Source organism: Streptomyces sp. NPDC005722 (assembly GCF_040630935.1).
GTDB lineage: Bacteria > Actinomycetota > Actinomycetes > Streptomycetales > Streptomycetaceae > Actinacidiphila.
The window spans coordinates 212,619-234,509 of record NZ_JBEXYN010000007.1; the positions used below are offsets into that span (position 1 = coordinate 212,619).

17 protein-coding genes are annotated in these 21,891 nt (G+C 74.3%); 9 read left to right on the forward strand and 8 right to left on the reverse strand.

Annotation, left to right across the window (positions count from 1 at the left end):
- Positions 1–17: 17 nt before the first annotated feature.
- From ABZ479_RS11965 to ABZ479_RS11975, 3 genes are read left to right on the forward strand one after another with little or no spacing between them, the layout of a single operon-like run.
- Entirely contained in the window at positions 18–641 is a 624-nt protein-coding gene (locus tag ABZ479_RS11965) for an SACE_7040 family transcriptional regulator (protein ID WP_499599135.1), read from the forward strand.
- A gap of 38 nt (positions 642–679) precedes the next feature.
- A complete protein-coding gene (locus tag ABZ479_RS11970) occupies positions 680–1,837 on the forward strand; it encodes an acyl-CoA dehydrogenase family protein (protein WP_500461474.1) in 1,158 nt (385 codons plus the stop codon).
- A gap of 31 nt (positions 1,838–1,868) precedes the next feature.
- Positions 1,869–2,759 carry an acyl-CoA thioesterase gene (locus tag ABZ479_RS11975; RefSeq protein ID WP_499599131.1) on the forward strand — a complete coding sequence of 297 codons (891 nt, stop codon included), beginning with the start codon at positions 1,869–1,871 and terminating at the stop codon, positions 2,757–2,759.
- Positions 2,760–2,796: 37 nt separating this feature from the next.
- Here ABZ479_RS11975 and ABZ479_RS11980 read toward each other — a convergent pair whose 3' ends face one another.
- From ABZ479_RS11980 to ABZ479_RS11995, 4 genes are all read right to left on the reverse strand, one after another.
- A complete protein-coding gene (locus tag ABZ479_RS11980; RefSeq protein ID WP_500461475.1) occupies positions 2,797–3,972 on the reverse strand; it encodes a sensor histidine kinase in 1,176 nt (391 codons plus the stop codon).
- On the reverse strand, positions 3,969–4,631 hold the full coding sequence (locus ABZ479_RS11985; protein ID WP_499599364.1) for a response regulator: 663 nt from the start codon (positions 4,629–4,631) through the stop codon (positions 3,969–3,971). Before ABZ479_RS11985 ends, ABZ479_RS11980 begins: the two co-directional genes overlap by 4 nt.
- A gap of 363 nt (positions 4,632–4,994) precedes the next feature.
- The gene (locus tag ABZ479_RS11990) at positions 4,995–5,804 is read right to left on the reverse strand and encodes a phosphatase (protein WP_500461476.1); all 810 of its coding nucleotides are present in this window, start codon (positions 5,802–5,804) and stop codon (positions 4,995–4,997) included.
- Between the two features lie 103 nt (positions 5,805–5,907).
- Complete coding sequence (locus ABZ479_RS11995) at positions 5,908–7,404, reverse strand: PucR family transcriptional regulator (RefSeq protein WP_500461477.1); 1,497 nt, start codon at positions 7,402–7,404, stop codon at positions 5,908–5,910.
- A gap of 163 nt (positions 7,405–7,567) precedes the next feature.
- On the opposite strand from ABZ479_RS11995, the gene ABZ479_RS12000 reads away from it, so the two are divergent.
- From ABZ479_RS12000 to ABZ479_RS12020, 5 genes are all read left to right on the forward strand, one after another.
- Positions 7,568–9,040 carry a sodium:solute symporter family protein gene (locus ABZ479_RS12000; RefSeq protein WP_500461478.1) on the forward strand — a complete coding sequence of 491 codons (1,473 nt, stop codon included), beginning with the start codon at positions 7,568–7,570 and terminating at the stop codon, positions 9,038–9,040.
- Positions 9,041–9,093: 53 nt separating this feature from the next.
- Positions 9,094–10,056, forward strand: coding sequence for an agmatinase (speB, locus tag ABZ479_RS12005; protein ID WP_500461479.1), 963 nt, complete (start codon positions 9,094–9,096; stop codon positions 10,054–10,056).
- On the forward strand, positions 10,053–11,660 hold the full coding sequence (locus ABZ479_RS12010) for a thiamine pyrophosphate-binding protein (protein ID WP_500461480.1): 1,608 nt from the start codon (positions 10,053–10,055) through the stop codon (positions 11,658–11,660). Before speB ends, ABZ479_RS12010 begins: the two co-directional genes overlap by 4 nt.
- 246 nt (positions 11,661–11,906) lie before the next feature.
- Positions 11,907–15,683 carry an ABC transporter ATP-binding protein gene (locus tag ABZ479_RS12015; RefSeq protein ID WP_500461517.1) on the forward strand — a complete coding sequence of 1,259 codons (3,777 nt, stop codon included), beginning with the start codon at positions 11,907–11,909 and terminating at the stop codon, positions 15,681–15,683.
- Positions 15,684–15,819: 136 nt separating this feature from the next.
- Positions 15,820–17,229, forward strand: coding sequence for a S28 family serine protease (locus ABZ479_RS12020; RefSeq protein WP_500461481.1), 1,410 nt, complete (start codon positions 15,820–15,822; stop codon positions 17,227–17,229).
- A 7-nt stretch (positions 17,230–17,236) separates the two neighbouring features.
- Here the strand turns inward: ABZ479_RS12020 and ABZ479_RS12025 are convergent, their stop codons facing one another.
- From ABZ479_RS12025 to ABZ479_RS12035, 3 genes are all read right to left on the reverse strand, one after another.
- Positions 17,237–17,857 carry a hypothetical protein gene (locus ABZ479_RS12025; RefSeq protein ID WP_500461482.1) on the reverse strand — a complete coding sequence of 207 codons (621 nt, stop codon included), beginning with the start codon at positions 17,855–17,857 and terminating at the stop codon, positions 17,237–17,239.
- Positions 17,858–17,955: 98 nt separating this feature from the next.
- Positions 17,956–19,749 carry a glycoside hydrolase family 3 protein gene (locus ABZ479_RS12030; protein ID WP_500461483.1) on the reverse strand — a complete coding sequence of 598 codons (1,794 nt, stop codon included), beginning with the start codon at positions 19,747–19,749 and terminating at the stop codon, positions 17,956–17,958.
- Positions 19,750–19,828: 79 nt separating this feature from the next.
- A complete protein-coding gene (locus ABZ479_RS12035) occupies positions 19,829–20,566 on the reverse strand; it encodes a hypothetical protein (RefSeq protein WP_500461484.1) in 738 nt (245 codons plus the stop codon).
- 7 nt (positions 20,567–20,573) lie between these two features.
- On the opposite strand from ABZ479_RS12035, the gene ABZ479_RS12040 reads away from it, so the two are divergent.
- Positions 20,574–20,729 (forward strand): hypothetical protein, encoded by a 156-nt coding sequence (locus ABZ479_RS12040; protein WP_500461485.1) that lies wholly within the window; start codon positions 20,574–20,576, stop codon positions 20,727–20,729.
- A gap of 171 nt (positions 20,730–20,900) precedes the next feature.
- Here ABZ479_RS12040 and ABZ479_RS12045 read toward each other — a convergent pair whose 3' ends face one another.
- Complete coding sequence (locus tag ABZ479_RS12045) at positions 20,901–21,806, reverse strand: LysR family transcriptional regulator (RefSeq protein WP_500461486.1); 906 nt, start codon at positions 21,804–21,806, stop codon at positions 20,901–20,903.
- Between the last annotated feature and the right edge of the window lie 85 nt (positions 21,807–21,891).

The following is a 21,891-nucleotide window of genomic DNA, read 5'->3' on the forward strand; positions in this document are numbered from 1 at the left end:
TCGCGGAAAGGTGCGGTGTGGAGCCCACGAGGACGGCGGCCAAGGCGGCCAGCGGCAGGCGCGACCAGATCCTGAGGGAGGCCGCGCGGCTCTTCGCCGAGCGCGGGTTCCACGGGGTCGGCGTGGACGAGATAGGGGCGGCCGTCGGCATCAGCGGCCCGGGGCTGTACCGGCACTTCGCGGGCAAGGACGCGATGCTCGCCGAACTGCTCGTCGGGATCAGCGGCCGGCTCCACTCGGCGGGCCGCATGCGCGTCGCCGAGGCCGACGGCCCGGCCGCGGCGCTGGACGCCCTGGTCCGCGGGCACATCGACTTCGCGCTGGACGACCGGGCGCTGATCATCCTCCACGACCGCGAGCTGGACCGGCTCCGCGACTCCGACCGCAAACTCGTGCGCCAGCTGCAGCGCCAGTACGTCGAGCAGTGGGTCACCGTCGTCCGCGACGTGCACCCCGGTGCGGCCGAGTCCGAGGTCCGGGCGGCCGTGCACGCCGTCTTCGGCCTCCTGAACTCCACCCCGCACCTCGGCCCCCACGGTGGGCTGCCCGGCCGCGCGGCGACCGCCCTGCTGCTGCACCGGCTGGCCCTGGGCGCCTTCGCCGCTCTGGACAGCGCGCACAACCGGGAAGTAACTTACTGAGCGCTTGCTTATCGCTCGGTGTGCAGAGGAGGCGCCAAGTGCGTCGCACGGTATTCAACGAGGACCACGAGGCCTTCCGGGAGACGATCCGGGACTTCATCGCCAACGAGGTCGTGCCCGTCTACCCCGAGTGGGAGGAGGCGGGGTACCCGCCCCGCGACTTCTACCGGCGCCTGGGCGAGCTGGGCATCTTCGGCATCGAGGTGCCCGAGGAGTACGGCGGCGCCGGCATCACGGGCTGGAAGTTCAGCGCCGTGGTGACCGAGGAGTGCGCCCGTGCCGGCGTCAGCTTCGGCAGCAGCGGCGTGCACACCGGCCTGGTGCTCCCGTACCTCCTCGAGTTCGCCGGCGAGGAGCAGAAGAAGCGCTGGCTGCCGGACTTCATCAGCGGCGACATGATGACCGCCATCGCGATGACCGAGCCCGGCACCGGCTCGGACCTGGCGGGGATGACCACCACCGCGAAGCTCTCCGAGGACGGCACCCACTACGTCCTCAACGGCGCCAAGACCTTCATCACCGGCGGCGTGGTCGCCGACCGCGTGCTGGTCGTCTGCCGCACCTCGCCCGCCACCCCCGAGGACCGCCGCCGCGGGCTGTCGATCCTCGTGGTCGACACCACGAGCGAGGGCTACGCCGTCGGCCGCAAGCTCGAGAAGATCGGCCTGCGCACCTCCGACACCGCGGAGCTGTCCTTCACCGACGTCGAGGTCCCCGTCGAGGACCTGCTCGGCGAGGAGGGCAGGGCCTTCTCCTACCTGGCCCACAACCTGCCGGTCGAGCGGCTCGCGATCGCCGTCGGTTCCTACGCCCAGGCCGACGCCGCCGTCCGCTTCGCCACCCAGTACGTGCGCGACCGCAAGGTCTTCGGCAAGACCGTCGCCGAGTTCCAGAACACCAAGTTCGTGCTCGCCGAGTGCGCCTCCGACGTCGACGCCATGCAGGCCGTCGTCGACCGCGCCCTGGAGGCCCACGAGCACGGCGACTTCACCGCCGCCGACGCCGCGCGCGCCAAGCTCTTCTGCACCGAGACAGCGGCCAAGGTCATCGACCGCTGCCTCCAGCTGCACGGCGGCTACGGCTACATGCTGGAGTACCCGATCGCCCGTCTGTACGCGGACAACCGCGTGCACCGCATCTACGGCGGGACCAGCGAGGTCATGAAGTCGATCATCGCCAAGTCGATGGGGCTGTGACCGGACGGTCCGCCGACCCCGAGAGACGCACGTGACCCACCACGCACACCATGCACTGCAGTCCCTGCTCGATCTGCTCGACCTCGAGCGGATCGAGCAGGACATCTTCCGCGGCGCCAGCCGCCCCGCCGTCGTCCCCCGCGTCTTCGGGGGCCAGGTCGCCGCGCAGGCGCTGGTCGCGGCGGGGCGCACCGTCCCGGAGGGACGCGACGCCCACTCCCTGCACGCCTACTTCCTGCGCATGGGGGACCCGGGCGCGCCCATCGTCTACCAGGTCGACCGCATCCGTGACGGCCGCTCCTTCACCACCCGCCGGGTGGTCGCGGTGCAGCACGGGCAGCCGATCTTCCACCTGTCCGCGTCCTTCCAGACGTACGAGGACGGGCTGGAGCACCAGGAACCGATGCCGCCGGCGCCGGACCCCGAGACCCTGCCGACCGGCGAGGAACTTCTCCTCCCGCACCGGGACCGCTTCCCCGACCCCTCGGTCGTGGACCGCCTCCTGGAGGCCCGGGCCGCAGTCGACCTGCGCTACGCCGAGGCCCCGCCGTTCCTCGCCGCCGGCGCCGGGCCGCGTGAACCCCGCTCCCAGGTGTGGTTCCGCACCAACGGCAAGCTCGCCGACGACCCGCTGCTCCACGTCTGCCTCGCCACCTATGTGTCGGACATGACGCTGCTGGACTCCGTGCTGCTGGCCCACGGGCGCGGCGGCTGGGCGGTCGGCGACGTGGTGGGCGCCAGCCTGGACCACGCCATGTGGTTCCACCGGCCGTTCCGCGCCGACGAATGGCTGCTCTACGACCAGCAGAGCCCCTCCGCCTCCGGCGGCCGCGGGCTCGGCACCGCGCGCATCTACACCCAGGACGGACGGCTGGCCGTCTCCGTCATCCAGGAGGGCGTCGTCCGCGTCCCGCGGGACTGAGCCACCTGAGCCATCGCGTCCCAGGCCGCCAGGGCGGTCACCGGTGGGCGTCCAGCGGCAGGGTGGCCCGCACCAGGAAGCCGCCGTCGGGTTCGGGACCCGCGTCAAGGGTGCCGCCCAACTGGGCGGCGCGCTCGCGCAGCCCGGTCAGGCCGTGGCCCCCCGACGGCAGCGCCGGGCCCGGGGCGCCGTCTCCGCACGGGGCGTTGCGCACCGCGACGTGCAGCGCGTCGGCGGCGAGGCGCACCGTCACCTCGGTCCGTGCGCCCGGGGCGTGCTTGCGCACGTTGGTCAGCGCCTCCTGCACCGTGCGGTAGGCGGCGTGCTGCACCGGCGGCGGGCACCCGGTCCGGCCGGGGGCGGGCAGGTCGCCGCGGACCTCGGGACCGGCCGCGGCGAGCAGCGTGGGCAGCTCGGCCAGCCCCGGACCGGCGTCCTCGCCACCCACCGGCATCCGCAGCAGCCCCACCATGTGCCGCAATTCGTCCAGTGCGTCGCGGCTGAGCTGCCGTACGGTGCCGGCCGCGGCCCGCGCCTCGTCGCCCTCGGCGGTCACCTCCAGCGCGCCCGACTGCACGGCGATCAGGCTGATGTGGTGGGCCACGGTGTCGTGCATCTCCCGTGCGAGCCGGGTGCGTTCGCGGACCACCGCCCGCTCCGCGGCCAGCCGCCGCTCACGTTCGCGGCTCTCGGCCAGCTCGGCGAGCCGCGCCGCCAGCTCCCGGCGTGACGCGGCGAGCAGCCCCAGCGCGGTCGGGGCCACGGCCAGCAGCGCCGACAGCAGCACGGCGAGCACGGTCGCCGCGGGGGCCCAGTCGACCTCCCCGATCCACGGCCAGGGGAAGAACGACACAAAGGCGACGGCTGCCGCGCCGCCGCACGTCACCACCATCGACGGCGGAATCCGCCTACGGCCCGGAAGCGGCGGCCCCCGCCGCAGCAGCCGCCGGGCGCGCGCCACGGTCAGGGCGCCGCCGTCGGCGGCGATGGTGTACAGCGCGGCCATGGGGGCCAGCCACACGTACCCCAGCGACAGGGCGGGCAGGGTGGCCAGCAGCACCGTCAGCGGCAGCCGGCGGCGCAGCGCGAGGGCGCCGGCCGCCGCATAAGCCGCCGTCAGCGCGAGCGGACCGCCCAGGGAGCGGGTGGCCCAGGCCTCGGCCGCGGCGACGGCGACCAGGCACCCGTCGACGGCGGCCCGGGGGAGCCTCACGCGGCGCTCCCCGGCGAGAGCCCGGCCCGGTGCGCGGTGATCGCCAGCGACACCCGGTTCGGGGCGTCGAGCTTGCGCAGCAGCGCCCGTACGTGGTCCTTCACCGTCGCCACGGTGATGTGCAGCCGCTCGGCGATCTCCAGGTTCGACAGGCCCCCGGCGACCAGCAGCAGCACCTCCCGCTCCCGCGCGGTCAGCCGCTCCAGGGCCGCCCCGGCGGAATCCGTCGCCCTGGCGTCGGCCGTGCCCAGGTACCCGTCGACCACGGCGCGGCTGACGGTGGGCGTGAAGACCGTCCCGCCGGAGGCGAGCACGCGGACGGCGTCGATGAGCGTGGCGACCGCCGTGTCCTTGAGCAGGAAGCCGGTCGCGCCCGCGCGCATGGCGGCCGTGATGTGGGCGCTGGTGTCGAATCCGGTGAGCATCGCGACGGCCGGCGGATCGGGCAGCGCCCGTACGGCGCGCAGCACGGTCAGGCCGTCGGGATCGGGCATCACCGTGTCCAGCAGCACCAGGTCGGGCGCGTGCCCGCGGACGGCGGCCAGTGCCGTGCGGCTGTCGCAGTCGGCGACCACCCTGATGTCCCCCGCGGACTCCAGGATCCGCCGCAGGGCGGTCCTCACCAGCGTCTCGTCGTCGACGACCACGACCCGTATCACGCTCAAGCGCCTCTCTCCGGACGGCCTTCCACTCCACCCGAGGGTGGACCGCGATGTCCGTCCCGGGGCTGATCCTCCGGCGGCGCGGGACCGGCAGAATCGACGGCGATCGTAACGAGCGCACCGCCTGGCCGCATGTCCGGGCGGCCGTGCCGGACGGTCGACGGGGGAAACCGGGGCCGGCGGCGGAACGACGGCGGCCCACGGGGAACCACGGGGAACGGGGGTTCCCATGTCGTGGACCAAGGGCGGGGCAGGGGCCCCGGCCTGACGGCATCGGGCCCCGGGCCGCCATGGGGACGGCGGCCCGGGGCCCGTCGGGAGACAGCGGGCCACGCCTCCCAGTGGGGCGTGGCCGGTCTGTCACGCGGGGCCGGTCAGGCCCGCGGCGTCCAGCAGGTAGGCGGTCATCGGGTCGTAGTGGCGCGGGTCGGTGACGTGGTCGTCGAGCGGCACGGTCACCGAGACGGTGCCCTCCGCCTCCGCGAGGAAGAGCGCCGGGTCGTTGCAGTCGGCGAAGCCGATCGCGTCGACGCCGCGCTGCCCGGCGCACCCCGCCCAGCCGTGGTCGGCGACGACCAGGTCGGGCATCGGCCGGCCCTGCGCGGCCAGCGCGTCCAGGACCGCGGCCATCGGGTTCGGGGAGTGCGTGTGCCACAGCGTCGCGCCGCGCTCCAGCATCGCCACGTCGCAGAACTGGAAGACGCCGCCCTCGTCGGTGGACAGCCCGCCCGGGATCGCGACGACCTCCGCCCCGGCGGCCCGTACGGCCGCGGCCACGGTGCGGTGGACGTCCAGCAGACCTCCGGGGTGGCCGGTGGCGAACAGCACCCGCTGCCCGCCCTCCACGGCCTTGCAGAGCATCCGGGCGGCGCGGTCCAGGGCGCTGATCGTCAGCTCGGGGTCGATGGTGTCCTGCCCCCGGACGTGGCCGGGGTCGGCCACGACGCCGCAGCGTTCGGCCATGACCGCCAGCACCGCCTCCTCGTCCGTCCAGCGGTCGCCGAACTCCAGGCCGAACCAGTAGTGGCGGTCGCCCTCGGCGAGTCTGCGGTAGTGCGAGCGGTTGTTCTCGCGGGGAGTGGCGACGTCGCCCGCGATGCGCGTGCGGACGAGGTGGTCGGCGAGGGCCTTGCGGGACGGCACGGTGACATGGGGCAGCATGACCCCCATTGTCGCCTGCTGTCGGACGTGCGTGCGGGCGGCGGCCGATCGACGCCGGTCCGTTACCTCCTGCCGGGGCGTCAGGAAGCCCGCCGCGGCGGGCCGCACGGGTTCACAGCCAGCGCAGCGCGAACCACAGCTCCATGCGTACGTCCGGGTCGTCCAGGTCCGCCTCCAGCAGGCTCGCGGCCCGCCCGACGCGCTGGCGCACGGTGTTGCGGTGCACCTCCAGGGCCACGGCCGTGCGGTCCCAGCTGCCGTGCAGGCCGATCCAGGTGCGCAGGGTCTCCACGAGGGCGGGCGAGCCCGCCAGCGGCGCCAGCAGCTCCCGCGCCCGGCCCCGGGCGTCGTCCGGGGTGACCAGCCCGGTCATGCCGGGACCGGCCCCGCGGTGGACCACCAGCGGCACACGGGTGGCGATCGCCCGGCGCAGCGCCTCCGCGGCCTGGCCGTCGCCGGTGACGAGGGCGGCCACCGTCCCCGGGCCGCTCACCCCCAGGGTCCACCCCGGCTGGGCGGTCACCTCGCGGCCGGCCGGCATCAGCAGGCGTACGACCGCGTCGCCCGGCTCGACCAGGGCGGTGCCCAGCGCCGCGCCGAGGGCGGCGGCCGGCAGCGGCCCGGCCGGGCCGGCGCGCCTGCGGGCGTGTACGACCGTCCACCGGGACTCCGGTCCCAGCAGCGGGGCCGCGTCCTCGGGGGTCGCGCCCAGCAGCAGCCGCACCAGGGCCGCGGACCGGCCTGCCTCCGCGCTGCCCAGGTGCGGCCCGGTGAGCAGGGAGAGCAGCACGGCGGCCACGTTGGCGACCGCGTGGTCGCCCGGGTCGGGGCGGCCCGTCGCCAGGACGAGCGCCGGCCGCTCGCTCGGGGGGCCGCCGGCGAGGGCGTACGCCGACAGGCGCGTCCCGGCGTGGGTGTCGGTCGCCGACGACGGTGCGTGGGCGCCCGGCGCCGGGCGGACCACCCCGGCGAGCCGGACCGCCGCCGTACGCGCCCGCGGGTCGGGGGCGGTGCCCGCCGCGAACACCTCCGTGCCGTCCGGGGCGATCAGCGCGGCCCACGCGCCCAGACGGCCGGCGAGCCTGCGCAGCACCGAGGGGACGGGATCCGGGCGCGCGGCGGCGGCGGCGAGGGCCTGCTGCGCCTCGGTGACGTGCCGCAGCTCGCGGACCCTGGCCTCGCCCATGGCCTGCCAGACCGCCCGCGCGACGGCGGTGAACGGCGTCTGCGGGGGCACTTCCACGAGCGGCAGGCCGTGGCGGTCGCAGGCGGCGAGCAGCGCGGGCGGGGTCGCGTCGTGCACCGGGGCGAGGCCGAAGCCGAGCGCCGCCGCCCCCGCCTGGACCGTGCGGGCCACGTAGCGGTCCAGGTACGCCTCGGCGCCCTCGGCCGAGGCGAAGTGCACCCCCGCGGTGAGCAGCAGTTCCCCGCCGAGGAGGTACGGGAAGGGGTCTTCCATCTCGCTGGTGTGGACCCACAGGACGCGGACGTCGCTCCCGGCCGCGGACGGTCCCGCGACCTGGCGCAGGCCGAGGTCGGGCAGGGCCAGCAGGGAGGCGAGCGGGATCGGCGGAGTGGGCGGCGCCAGGTCCTGACGCGGGGGAGTCATGTGCGTTTCCTCCATGCGGACCGGTCAGGATGGAGGAAACGTACACTTCAGCGCCTCTCCCCGGCCACCTATCGTCACCGCAGAGGAAGCCCGCGGTCCCACCCGCGGCTCCGCCCGTGGTTCCGTCCGCGGCTTTGTCCGCGCCATCGATGGAGGAGGGCCCATGGCCGTCGACTACGCCGTGATCATCGCCTACCTGGCCGGCATGCTCGCCGTGGGCTGGTGGGGCATGCGCCGCGCCAGGTCCAAGAGCGACTTCCTGGTCGCCGGCCGCCGGCTGGGCCCGTCGATGTACTCCGGCACCATGGCGGCGATCGTCCTCGGCGGTGCCTCCACCATCGGCGGCGTCGGCCTCGGCTACCGCTACGGGCTGTCCGGCGCGTGGATGGTCTTCACGATCGGCCTCGGTCTGCTGGCGCTGAGCGTCTTCTTCTCGGCGCGCATCGCCCGCCTGAGGGTCTACACCGTCTCCGAGATGCTCGACCTGCGCTACGGGGGCTCGGCCGGGGTCATCTCCGGCGTCGTCATGTGGGCCTACACGCTGATGCTCGCGGTGACCTCGACCATCGCCTACGCGACGATCTTCGACGTCCTGTTCGGCCTGGACCGCACCCTGGCGATCGTCCTGGGCGGCGCGGTCGTGGTGGCGTACTCGACGCTGGGCGGCATGTGGTCGATCACGCTCACCGACATGGTGCAGTTCGTGGTCAAGACCCTCGGCGTGCTGGTCCTGCTGCTGCCGATCGCGGTGGTCAAGGCGGGCGGCTTCGCGGAGATGAAGGCGCAGCTGCCGGCCGAGTACTTCGCGCCCCTGGGCATCGGCGGGCAGACGATCTTCACCTATGTGCTGATCTACACCTTCGGCATGCTCATCGGCCAGGACATCTGGCAGCGGGTGTTCACCGCCCGCAGCGACAGGGTCGCCAAGCTCGGCGGCACCGTCGCCGGCGTCTACTGCCTGGTGTACGCGATCGCCGGCGCCGTCATCGGCACCGCCGCGAAGGTGCTGTACCCGAACCTGGCGGCGGCCGACGACGCCTTCGCCACCATCGTCAAGGACGCGCTGCCGGTGGGTGTGCGCGGCCTGGTGCTGGCCGCGGCGCTCTCCGCGGTGATGTCCACCTCCTCCGGCGCGCTCATCGCCTGCGCCACGGTGGCCAACAACGACATCTGGTCGCGGCTGCGCGGCGCCGTCGCCCGCGGGAGGGACGGCCGGGAGGACGCCCACGACGAGGTCTCGGGCAACCGCGTCTTCATCCTGCTCATGGGTGTGGTCGTCATCGTCACCGCCATCGCGCTGAACAACGTCGTCGAGGCGCTGACCGTGGCCTACAACCTGCTCGTCGGCGGGCTGCTGGTGCCGATCCTCGGCGGTCTGCTGTGGCGGCGCGGCACCGCGCAGGGCGCCCTCGCCTCGGTGGCCGTCGGCGGACTGGCCGTCGTGGGCCTGATGGCCTGGAAGGGCATCCTCGCCAACGAGCCCGTCTACTACGGCCTGCTGGCCTCCCTCGTCGCCTATGTCGCGGTGAGCCTCGCCACCGAGCCGACCGACGCCGCCGTCCTGGCGGCCTGGCGGGAGCGGCTGGCCGGACGGGACCCCGTCCCGGCCGCCGAGGGGACCGTTCCGGTCGGATAAAGTCACAAAAGCCAGCAGAGCGCAACGAAGCGCACGAAAGAAGGCAGTTACCCATGAGCAGCACCGAACCGCGCGGCCCCATCGACTCCTCCCGCACCCCGCGGTACGCCGGTCCCGCCACGTTCGCGCGGCTCCCGCGCCTGGACGAGGTCGGCAGCACCGACGTCGCCGTGGTCGGCGTGCCCTTCGACGCGGGCGTCTCCTACCGTCCGGGCGCGCGCTTCGGCGGCAACGCGATCCGCGAGGCCTCCCGTCTGCTGCGCCCGTACAACCCGGCGCAGGACGCCTCGCCCTTCGCCCTCGCCCAGGTCGCGGACGCCGGTGACATCGCCGCCAACCCGTTCGACATCAACGAGGCGGTCGAGACGATCCAGGCCGCCGCCGACGACCTGCTCGACACCGGCGCCCGCCTGATGACCCTCGGCGGCGACCACACCATCTCGCTGCCCCTGCTGCGCGCCATGGCCCGCAAGCACGGCCCGGTCGCCCTGCTCCACTTCGACGCCCACCTCGACACCTGGGACACCTACTTCGGGGCCGAGTTCACGCACGGCACGCCCTTCCGTCGGGCCGTCGAGGAGGGCGTCCTCGACACCTCCGCGCTCTCCCACGTCGGCACCCGCGGCCCGCTGTACGGCAAGCAGGACCTCACCGACGACGAGAAGATGGGCTTCGGCATCGTCACCTCCGCCGACGTCTACCGGCGCGGCGCGGACGAGGTCGCCCAGCAGCTGCGCGAGCGCATCGGCGACCGCCCGCTGTACGTCTCGATCGACATCGACGTCCTCGACCCGGCCCACGCGCCCGGCACCGGCACCCCCGAGGCCGGCGGCATCACCTCCCGCGAGCTGCTGGAGATTCTGCGCGGCCTGGCCTCCTGCAACCTGGTCTCCGCCGACGTCGTCGAGGTGGCCCCGGCCTACGACCACGCCGAGATCACCAGCGTCGCGGCCTCCCACACCGCGTACGAGCTGACCACGATCATGACCCGGCAGATCGCGGCGGGCCGCGCATGACCGAGCGCAGCGGCGGCGACCTGGTCGTCGAGTCCCTGGCGGCGCTCGGCGCGACGACCGTCTTCGGGCTGCCCGGGCAGCACGCCCTCGGCGCCTTCGACGCCCTGCGGCGCTCCAAGCTGGAGTACGTGGGCCTGCGCGTGGAGAACAACGCGGGCTTCGCCGCGGACGCGTACGCCCGGGCCACCGGCGGCGCCGCTCCGCTGCTGGTCTCCACCGGCCCCGGCGCGCTGATGACGCTGGCCGCGCTCCAGGAGTCGGCCGCCGCATCGGTGCCGGTCGTCGCCGTCGGCAGCCAGGTGCCGGTCGCCGGTCTCGGCGGCGGCCGCCACGGCTACCTGCACGAACTCGTCGACCAGAAGGCGTCGTTCCGCGACGTCGTCAAGTCGGTGCACACCGTCCGCACCGCCTCGCAGATCCCCTCGGCGCTGGCCGCCGCCTGGGAGTCGGCCCTGACTGCGCCGTGCGGGCCGGTCTGGGTGGAGATCCCGCAGGACGTGCTGCTCGCCCCCGTCACCGTGCCGCCCGTCGGGGAGCTGCCGGCCGAGCCCCGCCCGCTGCACCCGCGCGCCGAGCTGATCGCCGAGGCGGCCGCGCTGCTCTCCCGCGCCGAGCGGCCGGTCGTGCTGGCCGGCGGCGGTGTGGTGCGCTCGGGTGCCCAGGCCGAACTGCGCGCCCTCGCCGAACGGCTCGACGCCCCGGTGGCCTGCACCTTCGGCGGCAAGGGGGCCTTCCCCTGGGAGCACCCGCTGTCGCTGCGGAGCTGGCTGGAGGACCGCCACACCACCGACTTCCTGGAGGAGGCCGACGTCCTGCTGGTGGTCGGCTCCGGGCTGGGCGAGCTGTCCTCGAACTACCACACCTTCCGCCCGCGCGGCCGGGTGATCCAGGTCGAGGCCGACCTCGGCAAGCTGGAGTCCAACCACGCGGCGCTGGGCATCCACTCCGACGCCCGGCTCGCCCTCGGCCGGCTCGCCGAGGCCGTCGACGAGCGCAGCGACGCAGCGGCCCCCGAGGCGGTGGCGGCCCTGCTGGCGCGGGTAGGGGAGCGGATCGACGGCCAGGACCTCGGCCTGGAGCGGCGCGTCCTCGCCGCCGTACGCGACGCCCTCCCGGAGGACGCCCCCAGCTTCTGGGACATGACGATCCTCGCCTACTGGGCCTGGTCCGCCTGGCCCGGCCCGATGCACTCCGCCCAGGGCGCCGGCGGCCTCGGCTACGGCTTCCCCGCCGCCCTCGGCGCGGCCGCCGCCGACCGTTCCCACCCCGTGCTGGCCGTCTCCGGCGACGGCGGGGCGATGTACTCGATCGCCGAGCTCGCCACCGCCCGGCAGTACGGGCTGCCGGTCACCTGGCTGATCGTCGACGACGGCGGCTACGGCATCCTGCGCGAGTACATGACGGAGGCCTTCGGCGAGGCCACCGGCACCGAGCTGGCCCGGCCCGACTTCGTCGCCCTCGCCGCCTCCTTCGGCGTGCCGGCGGTCCTGACCCGTCCCGAGCGGCTGCGGGACGACCTCGCGGACGCCCTCGCGGCGCCCGGCCCGTCCGTGGTCGTGCTCCCCGCGCGCCTGCGGATGTTCGCGCCCACCCACCTGGGGTGACCGGGCGGCCCTGAGCCCGGCCCGGGCATGGGGGGATACGTTTCCGCGCGCCGGCGGCCCAGGACCTCGGGCGGAACGCTGTCGGACCCTCGTCGTAGTTTTGTTGCGGGAGGATGAAATCCGCACTCCAGCGCGTTGTGATCCTCCGGCGAGAAAGACGGGACGGGAGGACACCGGGTGACGGCGAAGGACGACGAAGCGAAGGCAGGGCAGGCCGTGACGGCCCAGGGCTGGCTGCGACGGCTGATGGGGTACTGCTGGCGCTACCGGGGCAACGTCTCCCTCGCGCTGGGTTCCTCGCTCGCGGGCATGGCCGTGATGGCGCTCGTGCCGCTCGTCCCCAAGCTGATCATCGACGACGTGATCGTCAAGCACGACAAGCCGCTCGCCCCGTGGGCCGGCGTGCTGGTCGGCGCCGCCGTCGTGGTGTACCTGATGACCTTCCTGCGCCGCTTCTACGGCGGCAGACTCGCCCTCGACGTGCAGCACGACCTGCGCACGGACATGTTCCACTCGCTCACCCGGCTCGACGGGGCGCGCCAGGACGAGCTCAACACCGGCCAGGTCGTCGGCCGGGCCACCAGTGACCTGCAGCTCATCCAGGGCCTGCTCTTCATGGCGCCGATGATGATCGGCAACGTCCTGCTGTTCGTGCTGTCGCTCGTCGTGATGTTCGTGCTCTCGCCGCTGCTCACCGTGATCGCCCTCGCCGTCGCGCCCGCCCTGTGGTTCCTCGCCGACCGCAGCCGCAAGCGGCTCTTCCCCGCCACCTGGTACGCGCAGGGGCAGGCCGCCGCCGTCGCCGGGATCGTGGACGGCTCGGTGACCGGCGTCCGCGTCGTGAAGGGCTTCGGCCAGGAGCAGCAGGAGATGTCCAAGCTGCGCTCCGTCAGCGAGCGGCTGTTCGCCGGACGGCTGCGCACCATCCGGCTCAACGCCCGCTACAGCCCCGCCCTGCAGGCGGTGCCCTCGCTCGGGCAGGTCGGCATGCTGGCGCTCGGCGGCTGGATGGCCGTACGGGGCCAGATCACCCTGGGCACCTTCGTCGCCTTCTCGACCTACCTCGCCCAGCTGACCGGCCCGGTGCGCATGCTCACGATGATGCTCACCGTCGGCCAGCAGGCCCGGGCCGGCGTCGAGCGCGTCACCGAACTCATCGACACCCGCCCGAGCCTGGAGGAGGGCGCCGGGCAGCTGTCCCCCGAGGCCGCGGCGACCGTCGAGTTCGACCACGTCAGCTTCGGTTACGACCGCACCCGCCCGGTGCTGGACGACTTCTCGCTCACCGTCGAACCCGGCGAGACCGTCGCCGTCGTCGGCGCCTCCGGCAGCGGCAAGTCGACCGTCTCGCTGCTGCTGCCGCGCTTCTACGACGTGACCGGCGGCGCCGTCCGGGTCGGCGGCCGCGACGTGCGCGACCTCACCTTCGACTCCCTGCGCGACGCCATAGGCCTCGTGCCGGAGGACAGCTTCCTGTTCTCCGACACCGTCCGCGCCAACATCGCCTACGGCCATCCCGACGCCACCGACGAGCAGATCCTCACCGCGACCCGGCACGCCCAGGCGGACGGGTTCATCAGCGCCCTGCCCGCGGGGTACGACACCGTCGTCGGCGAGCAGGGGCTGACCCTCTCCGGCGGCCAGCGCCAGCGCGTCGCCCTGGCCCGCGCCATCCTCACCGACCCGCGGCTGCTCGTCCTCGACGACGCGACCTCCGCCGTCGACGCCCGCGTCGAGGCGGAGATCCACGACGCGCTGCGCGAGGTGATGGCGGGCCGCACGACCCTGCTCATCGCCCACCGCCGCTCCACCCTCGCCCTCGCCGACCGGATCGCCGTGCTGGAGGCCGGCCGGCTGGTCGACGTGGGCACCCACGCGGAGCTGGAAGCCCGCTGCCCGCTGTACCGGCGGCTGCTGACCGACCCCGACGAGCTCGGCTCGGACGTCGTCACCCACGACCCCGCCGGCGAGGTCGTGCCCCTCACCGAATGGCCCGGCGAGGGCGCGGTCGCGGTCCCCGCGTCGCGTCCCGCCGCCTCGGCGCCCGCGGACGGCGGCGTGACCGCCGCCCTGTGGCCGGGGGACCGCCGGCACCGCGACGAGGAGCCGGGACGGGCACAGGCGGCGCCCTCCCCGGCCGCCGTGCGCGGCGGGCCGGGCGGGATGGCCTCGGCCATGGCCGGGATGCCCGCGACCCCCGAGCTGCTGGCGCAGGTGGCCGCGCTGCCCCCGGCCCTGGACACCCCGGACGTCGACGAGGACGCGGCGGCCTCCGTCGAGAAGGACTTCGGCCTGCGCAGTCTGCTGCGCGGCTTCCGCGGCCCCCTGCTGCTGAGCCTGGTCTTCGTCGCCGTGGACGCGCTGGCCGGGCTGCTGCTGCCCGTCCTGATCCGGCACGGCATCGACTCCGGTGTGCGGCAGGCCGCGCTCGGCGCCGTATGGGTCGCGGCCCTGCTGGGCCTGGCCGTCGTCGCCGCGCAGTGGGCCGCGCAGTGGGGCTCCACGCGCCTGACCGGCCGTACCGGCGAGCGGGTGCTCTACATGCTCCGCGTGAAGATCTTCTCCCACCTGCACCGGCTCGGCCTCGACTACTACGAGCGCGAGCTGAGCGGCCGCATCATGACGCGGATGACGACCGACGTCGACGCGCTCTCGACGTTCCTGCAGACCGGTCTGGTCACCGCGCTGGTCAGTGTGCTCACCTTCCTCGGCATCCTGGGCGCGCTGCTGGTGATCGACGTCCAGCTGGCACTGATCGTCTTCGCCACCCTGCCGGTGCTCTTCGTCGCGACCTGGGTCTTCCGCCGCAAGTCGGTCAAGGCCTACGAGCTGGCCCGGGAACGGGTCAGCGTCGTCAACGCCGACCTGCAGGAGCACGTCGCCGGGCTCCGCGTCGTGCAGGCCTTCCGCGGCGAGCGCGGCGGCGCCGTACGGTTCGCCGGCCGCAGCGACGCCTACCGGCAGGCGCGCGTGCGCGGCCAGTGGCTGATCTCGGTCTACTTCCCCTTCGTGCAGCTGCTGTCCAGCGTCGCCGCCGCCCTGGTGCTGATCGTCGGTGCCCACCGGGTCGGCGCCGGCACCCTCACCGCCGGCGCACTGGTGGCGTACCTGCTCTACATCGACCTGTTCTTCTCCCCCGTCCAGCAGCTGTCCCAGGTCTTCGACGGCTACCAGCAGGCGTCGGTGTCCCTGGGCCGCATCCGTGAGCTGTTGCGCACGCCCACCGCCACCCCGCCCGCCGAGTCCCCGCGCGGGGTCGGCCGGCTGCGCGGCGAGATCGCCTTCCGCGACGTGCACTTCCGCTACACCGACGAGGGCGCCGAGGCGCTGTCCGGGATCGACCTGCGGATCCCCGCCGGCCAGACGGTGGCCTTCGTCGGCGAGACGGGCGCGGGCAAGTCCACCCTGGTCAAGATGGTCGCCCGGTTCTACGACCCGACCTCGGGCGCCGTCCTCGTCGACGGCCAGGACATCCGCGAGCTCGACCTGACCGGCTACCGGCAGCGGCTCGGCGTCGTCCCGCAGGAGGCGTACCTCTTCGAGGGGACGGTCCGGGACGCCATCGCCTACGGGCGGATGGACGCGACCGACGCCGAGGTGGAGGCTGCTGCGCGCGCCGTCGGCGCCCACGAGATGATCGCCACCCTGGACGGCGGCTACCTGCACTCCGTCTCCGAACGCGGCCGCAACCTCTCCGCCGGACAGCGGCAGTTGATCGCCCTGGCCCGCGCCGAGCTGGTCGACCCGGACGTGCTGCTGCTCGACGAGGCGACGGCCGCCCTGGACCTGGCGACCGAGGCACTGGTCAACCAGGCCGCCGACCGGCTCGCCGTACGCCGCACCACCCTGGTCGTCGCCCACCGGCTGACCACCGCGGCCCGCGCCGACCGGGTCGTCGTCCTCGACCACGGCCGGGTCGTCGAGGACGGCACGCACGAGCAACTCCTCGCCGCCGACGACCGGTACGCCGCGCTGTGGCGCACCTTCGTCGGCGAGGACGAGAGCAGCGAGGCCGTCGCCTAGACCGCCGCCCCTCGCCGCCCCGCGGCCCGGACCTGGTGGTCCGGGCCGCCGCTCTTTGCCCAACGCCCCCTGGCGGCAGACGACTTCCTCCTCATAGGTTCACGGGCGACGCCCGTCGAACCCCGAAGGAGGGGGCATGCGCAACGCGCTCAGATGGCTGCTGGCGCTGGTGTTGCTCATAGGCATCGCCGGCGGTGGAGTCGCCACCGCGACCGCTGACGAGCCGGACATCAGGGACCGCATCCTGGCGATACCCGGGATGAGCCTGATCGAGGAGAAGCCGGTCACCGGATACCGCTTCTTCGTCCTGGACTACACGCAGCCGGTGGACCACCGGCACCCGTCCAAGGGGACGTTCAAGCAGCGGATCACCGTGCTGCACAAGGGGACCGACCGGCCCACCGTCTTCTACACCTCCGGCTACGGCCTCTCCACGACCCCCTCGCGCCGTGAGCCGACGCAGATCGTCGACGGCAACCAGGTCTCCATGGAGTACCGCTTCTTCACGCCGTCCCGGCCGTCCCCCGCCGACTGGTCCAAGCTCGACATCTGGCAGGCCGCCAGCGACCAGCACCGCATCTACCGGGCCCTCGGCCGGATCTACGCCGAGAACTGGCTCGCCACCGGCGCCAGCAAGGGCGGCATGACGGCCACGTACTACCGCCGCTTCTACCCGCACGACATGGCCGGCACGGTCGCCTACGTCGCCCCCAACGACGTGGTGAACGACGAGGACTCCGCCTACACCCGCTTCTTCCGCACCGTCGGCACCGCCGACTGCCGGGCGAAGCTGAACGCCGTGCAGCGCGAGGCGCTCGTCCGCCGGGGCGAGATCGTCGCCCGCTACCAGAAGTACGCCGCGGACAACGGGCTGACCTTCACCACCGTCGGCAGCGCCGACCGGGCGTACGAGAACGTGGTGCTCGACCTGGTGTGGGCCTTCTGGCAGTACCACCAGGAGGCGGAGTGCGCGGACGTCCCCGCGGCGAGCGCCACGACGGACGCGATCTACTCCTTCGTCGACTCCGTCTCCGGCTTCGACTTCTACACCGACCAGGGCCTGGAGTACTACACGCCGTACTACTACCAGGCCGGCACCCAGCTCGGCGCCCCGACGTTCGCCACCCCGCACCTGAAGGGGCTGCTGCGCTACCCCGGGATCTACCAGCCGCGCTCCTACGTGCCGCGTTCCATCCCGATGCGCTTCCAGCCCCGCGCGATGCACGACGTCGACTCCTGGGTGCGCCACCACGCGGAGCGGATGCTGTTCGTGTACGGGTCCAACGACCCGTGGGGTGCCGAGCCGTTCCGGCTCTCGCGCGGCGCGCACGACTCCTATGTGATGTGGGCACCCGGCGCCAACCACGGCGCGGTCATCGGCGCGCTCGGCGCGGCGGACCGAGCCAAGGCCACCGCCGAGGTGCTGGAGTGGGCCGGGGTCGCCCCCGCGGCCGTACGCGCCGACCCCGGTTCGGCCAGGCCCCTGGCGGCGTACGACGCCAAGCTCGACCGGAGCACCGAGGCCGCCGGCCGGCTGCCCTTCTGATCGGGTGTCAGAGCCGGCGGGCGCACCCCACGCCCGCCGGCCCGGCGCCCACCCCGACGTACAGGGCCGTCCCCGCGGGGCAGGACCCGCGGCCGCGGGCCAGCTCCACGACCCGGAACTGCGGGGCGTGCGGCCCCGATCCGTCGCAGGGCGTCTCCTTCACCTGTCCCTTCCGGGACGTGTAGACGCAGTCGCCCGCGATCGTCCGGGGCCCACCGCCCCCGCCCGGGTCCCCGGGGTGCGGTGCCGCCAGGTTGCGCATGCAGGCGTAGCCCTGGGGGCGGGCGGCGGTGACGGTGAGCAGGAAGTCCGTGGTCGGCGGGCAGCGGTCGCCGGCCCGTGCGGCGGCCGGGGGAGCGGGTGACGGCGAGGCCGGCAGCAGCCCGTACAGCCGGCCGACGACGCGGGCGCGGGCGGCCGGGTCCGAGCAGCCCACCTCCCGGTAGGCGCCGGCCCGGTCGCGGGCCGCGCAGTCGCCGCGGTCCAGGAAGACCGCGTCATGGGTGACGGACGGGACCGCGGGAGCGGCGGCGCCGCTGCCCGTGCCGCCCGGGCCCGGCGAGCAGGCGGCGAGCACCACCGCGACCAGCCACGCCGCTCCCAGGAGCTGTCCGGACAACATGCGCATGGCGGCCCCCCACCCGTCCCCCCGGGCGAGTTGCCCGTTTTCGGCAGGATAAGTGGCGTGGCCCCTTTCCGGGAGGGGCCGCCCCGCGCGCCGCGGGCTCAGTACCGCAGGCCCCAGCCGACCGGATAGAGGGTCCGTGACGGGTCGTCCGCTGCGGGTACCGCCACCGGCAGCTTCCCGGTGGGCCGCACCTTGCCGGCCAGCACCCGTGCCGCCGCCCGCATCGACACGTCCGTCCAGCCGTAGGTGGCCAGTGCCGCGGCCACCCCCTCCAGCCGCGCGACGTCGTACGGGTTGCGGATCGCGACCTGCACCACCGGCACGCCGGTGGCGACGAGCGCGGCGACCAGCGCGATCTGGCCCGTCGACGCCCCGGTCACGTTGTACGTGGCCACCACCACCGCGTCCTTGTCCCGCGCGGCGGCCACCGCCTGGTCGATCGCGGCCTGCCCCGGCGCGGTCCCGGTCGACAGGACCTGGGCGATGTGCCCGAGGCCGGCCAGCGCCGCGCCGAGCACCGCGGTGGGCGGGCCGCCGGTGCCCGAGGGCGCGGCCGGGTCGGCGCCGACGACCAGCAGCCGACGGTGGGCCGGCAGCGGCAGCGTCCCCCGGTTCGCCAGCAGCGTCACGGTGCGTTCGGTGATCCGGTCGGCCTCCGCCAGGTGGCCGCGGGTGCCGACCGTCCGGTCCACGCCGCGGTGGGTGACGTACGGGTCGTCGAGCAGCCCGCGCCGCGCCTTGAGCGTGAGGATCCGGGTGAGGGACTCGTCGAGGCGCTCCTCGGTGAGCTCACCGGACCTTACGGCGGCCAGTACGCCCTGCCAGGCGGTCTCCAGGACCGGCGGGTTGAGCAACTGGTCGGCTCCGGCCTTCAGGGCGAGCACCGGGACGCGGTCGTCGCCGTACTTCTGGCGTACGCCCTCCATGCCGAGGGAGTCGGTGACGACCACACCGTCGTAGCCGAGTTCCTCGCGCAGGATGCCGGTGAGGATCGGCCGGGACAGCGTGGCGGGGTCGCCGGAGTCGTCGAGGGCGGGCACCAGGATGTGCGCGGTCATGATCGAGTCGATGCCGGCGGCGATCGCGGCGCGGAACGGCGGGGCGTCAAGGCGCCGCCACTCCTCCAGCGAGTGCGTGATGACCGGCAGGGCGTAGTGGCTGTCCGTGCCGGTGTCGCCGTGCCCGGGGAAGTGCTTGGCGGTGGCGACGACCCCGGCCCGCTGGTAGCCCTCCACCTGGGCGGCGACGAGCGCGGCCACGGCCTTCGGGTCGGCGCCGAAGGAGCGCACGCCGATCACGGGGTTGGCGGGGTTGACGTTGACGTCGGCGACCGGCGCGTAGTCCTGGCCGATGCCCATCGCCGCCAGTTCGGCCCCGGCGACGGCCGCGGCCCGCCGGGCGTCCCGGGTGCTGCCGCCCGCGCCGAGCGCCATCCCGCCCGGGAAGAGCGTGGCGGGGGAGCCGACCCGGGCGACGGCGCCGTGCTCCTGGTCGGTGGAGATCAGCAGCGGGATCCGGGACGACCGCTGGATGCCGTTGGAGAGGTCGGCGATCTGGTGCGGATCACGGGTGTTGTGGGCCCACGCGAAGTAGATGATGCCGCCGACGTGGTACTTCGCGATCAGTTCGGCGGCGTCGGAGACCCCGATCTCGGCCTGGTTCGCGGCCACGTCGGCCGGATCGGGGGCGGTGGCCGAATGGCCGTACACGCGCATGACGAAGAGCTGGCCGATCTTCTCCTCGATGCTCATGCGGTCGATGAGCGCACGGACGCGTCTGCGGTCGGCCGCGGCCGCGCTCGCGGTGCCCGGGACGCCGAGGGCGAGGGCGGTGGAGGCGGCCGCGGTGGCACCGAGCACCGTGCGGCGGGAGGGACGGGGACGGCTGTGCATGACGGACTCCTTCCGGCAGGAGGAGGCGGAAGCGCTGAAAGAAACCTTCAAGCAGACACGCTTAGCCGGAAAGTAATTGTCAGTCAATGAGTCGGGCACGCTCCGGCACGAGCACCGCCGGCACCGTGAGCACCGCCGCGTAGTGCTGGACCTGCACGCACCGGATGTGCTCGTCCCCGGTGGGGGAGGCCGAGATCTCCTGCCGGCCGATGGTCAGGACGGCCCCGGTGGGCGCGCAGCCGGTCAGTACGAAGGCGAAGCGCCGCTCGTCCGGGCGCCGGGGATGCCGTGCCAGCTGCTCGCGCAGCGCGGCCGCCCCCTTGCGGGGCAGACCGGCGAGGAAGGCATCCAGCTGCCGGGCCGTGGTGACCTCGGCACTGCGCCGGCCGACGCGGTCCCGCGTCTCCTCCAGGCCGCCGAACGCCACCGTGCTCCCCGGGGCCGGCGGATCGGCCCTCGGGTCCGCCTCCTGTGCGAAACGCGGCCGCTTCGGCATCCGGTCGCGCGGCACCTCGAACACGGTGACCACCTGGTTGGCGACCAGGCACTGACCCATCGGCCGCTGCGCCAGGCCGAGCGTCAGCCGGTCGCCGCCCCGGAAGAGGACGGCGTCCCTGGTGCTGTTGCAGCCGGTCGTCCGGCTCCAGGCGACGAGGACCGAGCGCGAGAAGTCGGTCCGCGCGGCACGCCGCGCGATGTCGTCGGCGATCTCCGGCGCCGACTTCATGAAGTAGCCGGGGAACCGGCCCAGGTCGCGCTCGCCGTCGAGGACCGTGTGCACCGCGGGCACCCGGCGCGTGGTCTCGGTGAAGTACACGCGGCGGGTGGAGACCGTCCCGTTCCCCGGCGGGGACGGCGACGGCGGCGACGACAGCGACGTCGAGGACACGGACGGCACGGCGGGCGCGCCGGACGGCGCCGGACCGGTGGGCGGGGTGGCGATCGCTGAGGTGGAGGGGCCGCCACCGGCGTTGTCGTAGGGGGGTACGCCGGTGGCGGGCTGCTGCCGGCCGCATGCGGCGGAGAGGGTTGTCAGCGACGCAGCCAGCAGCGTGACCGACACCGCTTTGCGGAGACTCCCCGGCAGCACGCGGGTTGGACGGGACGGGGACGCGAACGGTTCCCTGCGGATGGGTGCCATCCGCCCATGGTCAGGCAACGACCCCCGGGTAGTGGGCGCGCAACGCCCGGACCGTCTCCGTGATGGCCGGACGCCGCGACGCCCCCGTCCGCCACAAGGCGTAAAGCCGCCGTACGGGAGCCGGCTCCAGCGGCACCACGACCACACCCTCCGGCACCGGCCCGCGCCCCAGCCGCGGCACCAGCGCGATCCCCAGCCCGGCCGCCACCAGCGCCAACTGCGACTGGTACTCGGCGACCTGGAACGCCAGGTCCGGCTCGGCGCCCGCCTCGCGCAGGGTCCGCACCAGCCAGTCGTGGCACACGTGCCCGGGCGGCTGGCAGATCCACCGCTCGTCGACGACGTCCTCGCGGACCAGCGCGGCGCGCGCCGCCAGCGGATGCCCGGCCGGGACCAGCACGTCGCAGTGGTCCTCGCCGATCACCACCCGTTCCAGCCCTTCGGGCGCGGGCAGCGGGGCGATGTCCCAGTCGTGCACCACGGCCAGGTCGACGACGCCGCGCGAGACCAGGTCGACCGACAGGTGCGCGCCCTCCTCCACCAGCCGCAGCTCCAGCGACGGGTGCGCGGCCGTCAGCCCGGCGAGCACCTCCGGGAGCAGACCGCGCGCGGCGGTCGGGAAGGCGGCCATCGTCAGCCGTCCGGTGGGACGGCCGCGCCGCTCCTCCAGCGCCACCTCGGCCCGCTCCACGATCGCCATCAGCTCTTGCGCGGTCTCCGCCAGCAACTGGGCGGCCTCGGTCAGCGCCACACCGCGCCCCTGCCGCTCCAGCAGCGTCGTACGGGTCTCCCGCTCCAGCTTGGCGATCTGCTGGGACACGGCGGAGGCCGTGTAGCCGAGGGCCGTCGCCGCGGCCCCCACCGATCCGTGCACGTGCACGGCGTGCAGCGCCCGCAGCCGGGCCAGGTCCAGCATCCGTTCACCTCGTCATCCCGTGCGCCCGCCGGGAGGGCACACCGTTCAGCAACGCTGAAACCGACAGCTCGGCAGCACTCGCTGG

What these genes read in the sequence shown, in the direction of transcription:
- ABZ479_RS11990 (WP_500461476.1), bottom strand. Translation starts at nt 5,804, where the DNA reads ATGGGGGTCATGCTGCCCCATGTCACCGTGCCGTCCCGCAAGGCCCTC.
- ABZ479_RS11995 (WP_500461477.1), bottom strand. Translation starts at nt 7,404, where the DNA reads ATGACTCCCCCGCGTCAGGACCTGGCGCCGCCCACTCCGCCGATCCCG.
- ABZ479_RS12000 (WP_500461478.1), top strand. Translation starts at nt 7,568, where the DNA reads ATGGCCGTCGACTACGCCGTGATCATCGCCTACCTGGCCGGCATGCTC.
- speB (WP_500461479.1), top strand. Translation starts at nt 9,094, where the DNA reads ATGAGCAGCACCGAACCGCGCGGCCCCATCGACTCCTCCCGCACCCCG.
- ABZ479_RS12010 (WP_500461480.1), top strand. Translation starts at nt 10,053, where the DNA reads ATGACCGAGCGCAGCGGCGGCGACCTGGTCGTCGAGTCCCTGGCGGCG.
- ABZ479_RS12015 (WP_500461517.1), top strand. Translation starts at nt 11,907, where the DNA reads ATGGGGTACTGCTGGCGCTACCGGGGCAACGTCTCCCTCGCGCTGGGT.
- ABZ479_RS12020 (WP_500461481.1), top strand. Translation starts at nt 15,820, where the DNA reads ATGCGCAACGCGCTCAGATGGCTGCTGGCGCTGGTGTTGCTCATAGGC.
- ABZ479_RS12025 (WP_500461482.1), bottom strand. Translation starts at nt 17,857, where the DNA reads ATGCGCATGTTGTCCGGACAGCTCCTGGGAGCGGCGTGGCTGGTCGCG.
- ABZ479_RS12030 (WP_500461483.1), bottom strand. Translation starts at nt 19,749, where the DNA reads ATGCACAGCCGTCCCCGTCCCTCCCGCCGCACGGTGCTCGGTGCCACC.
- ABZ479_RS12045 (WP_500461486.1), bottom strand. Translation starts at nt 21,806, where the DNA reads ATGCTGGACCTGGCCCGGCTGCGGGCGCTGCACGCCGTGCACGTGCAC.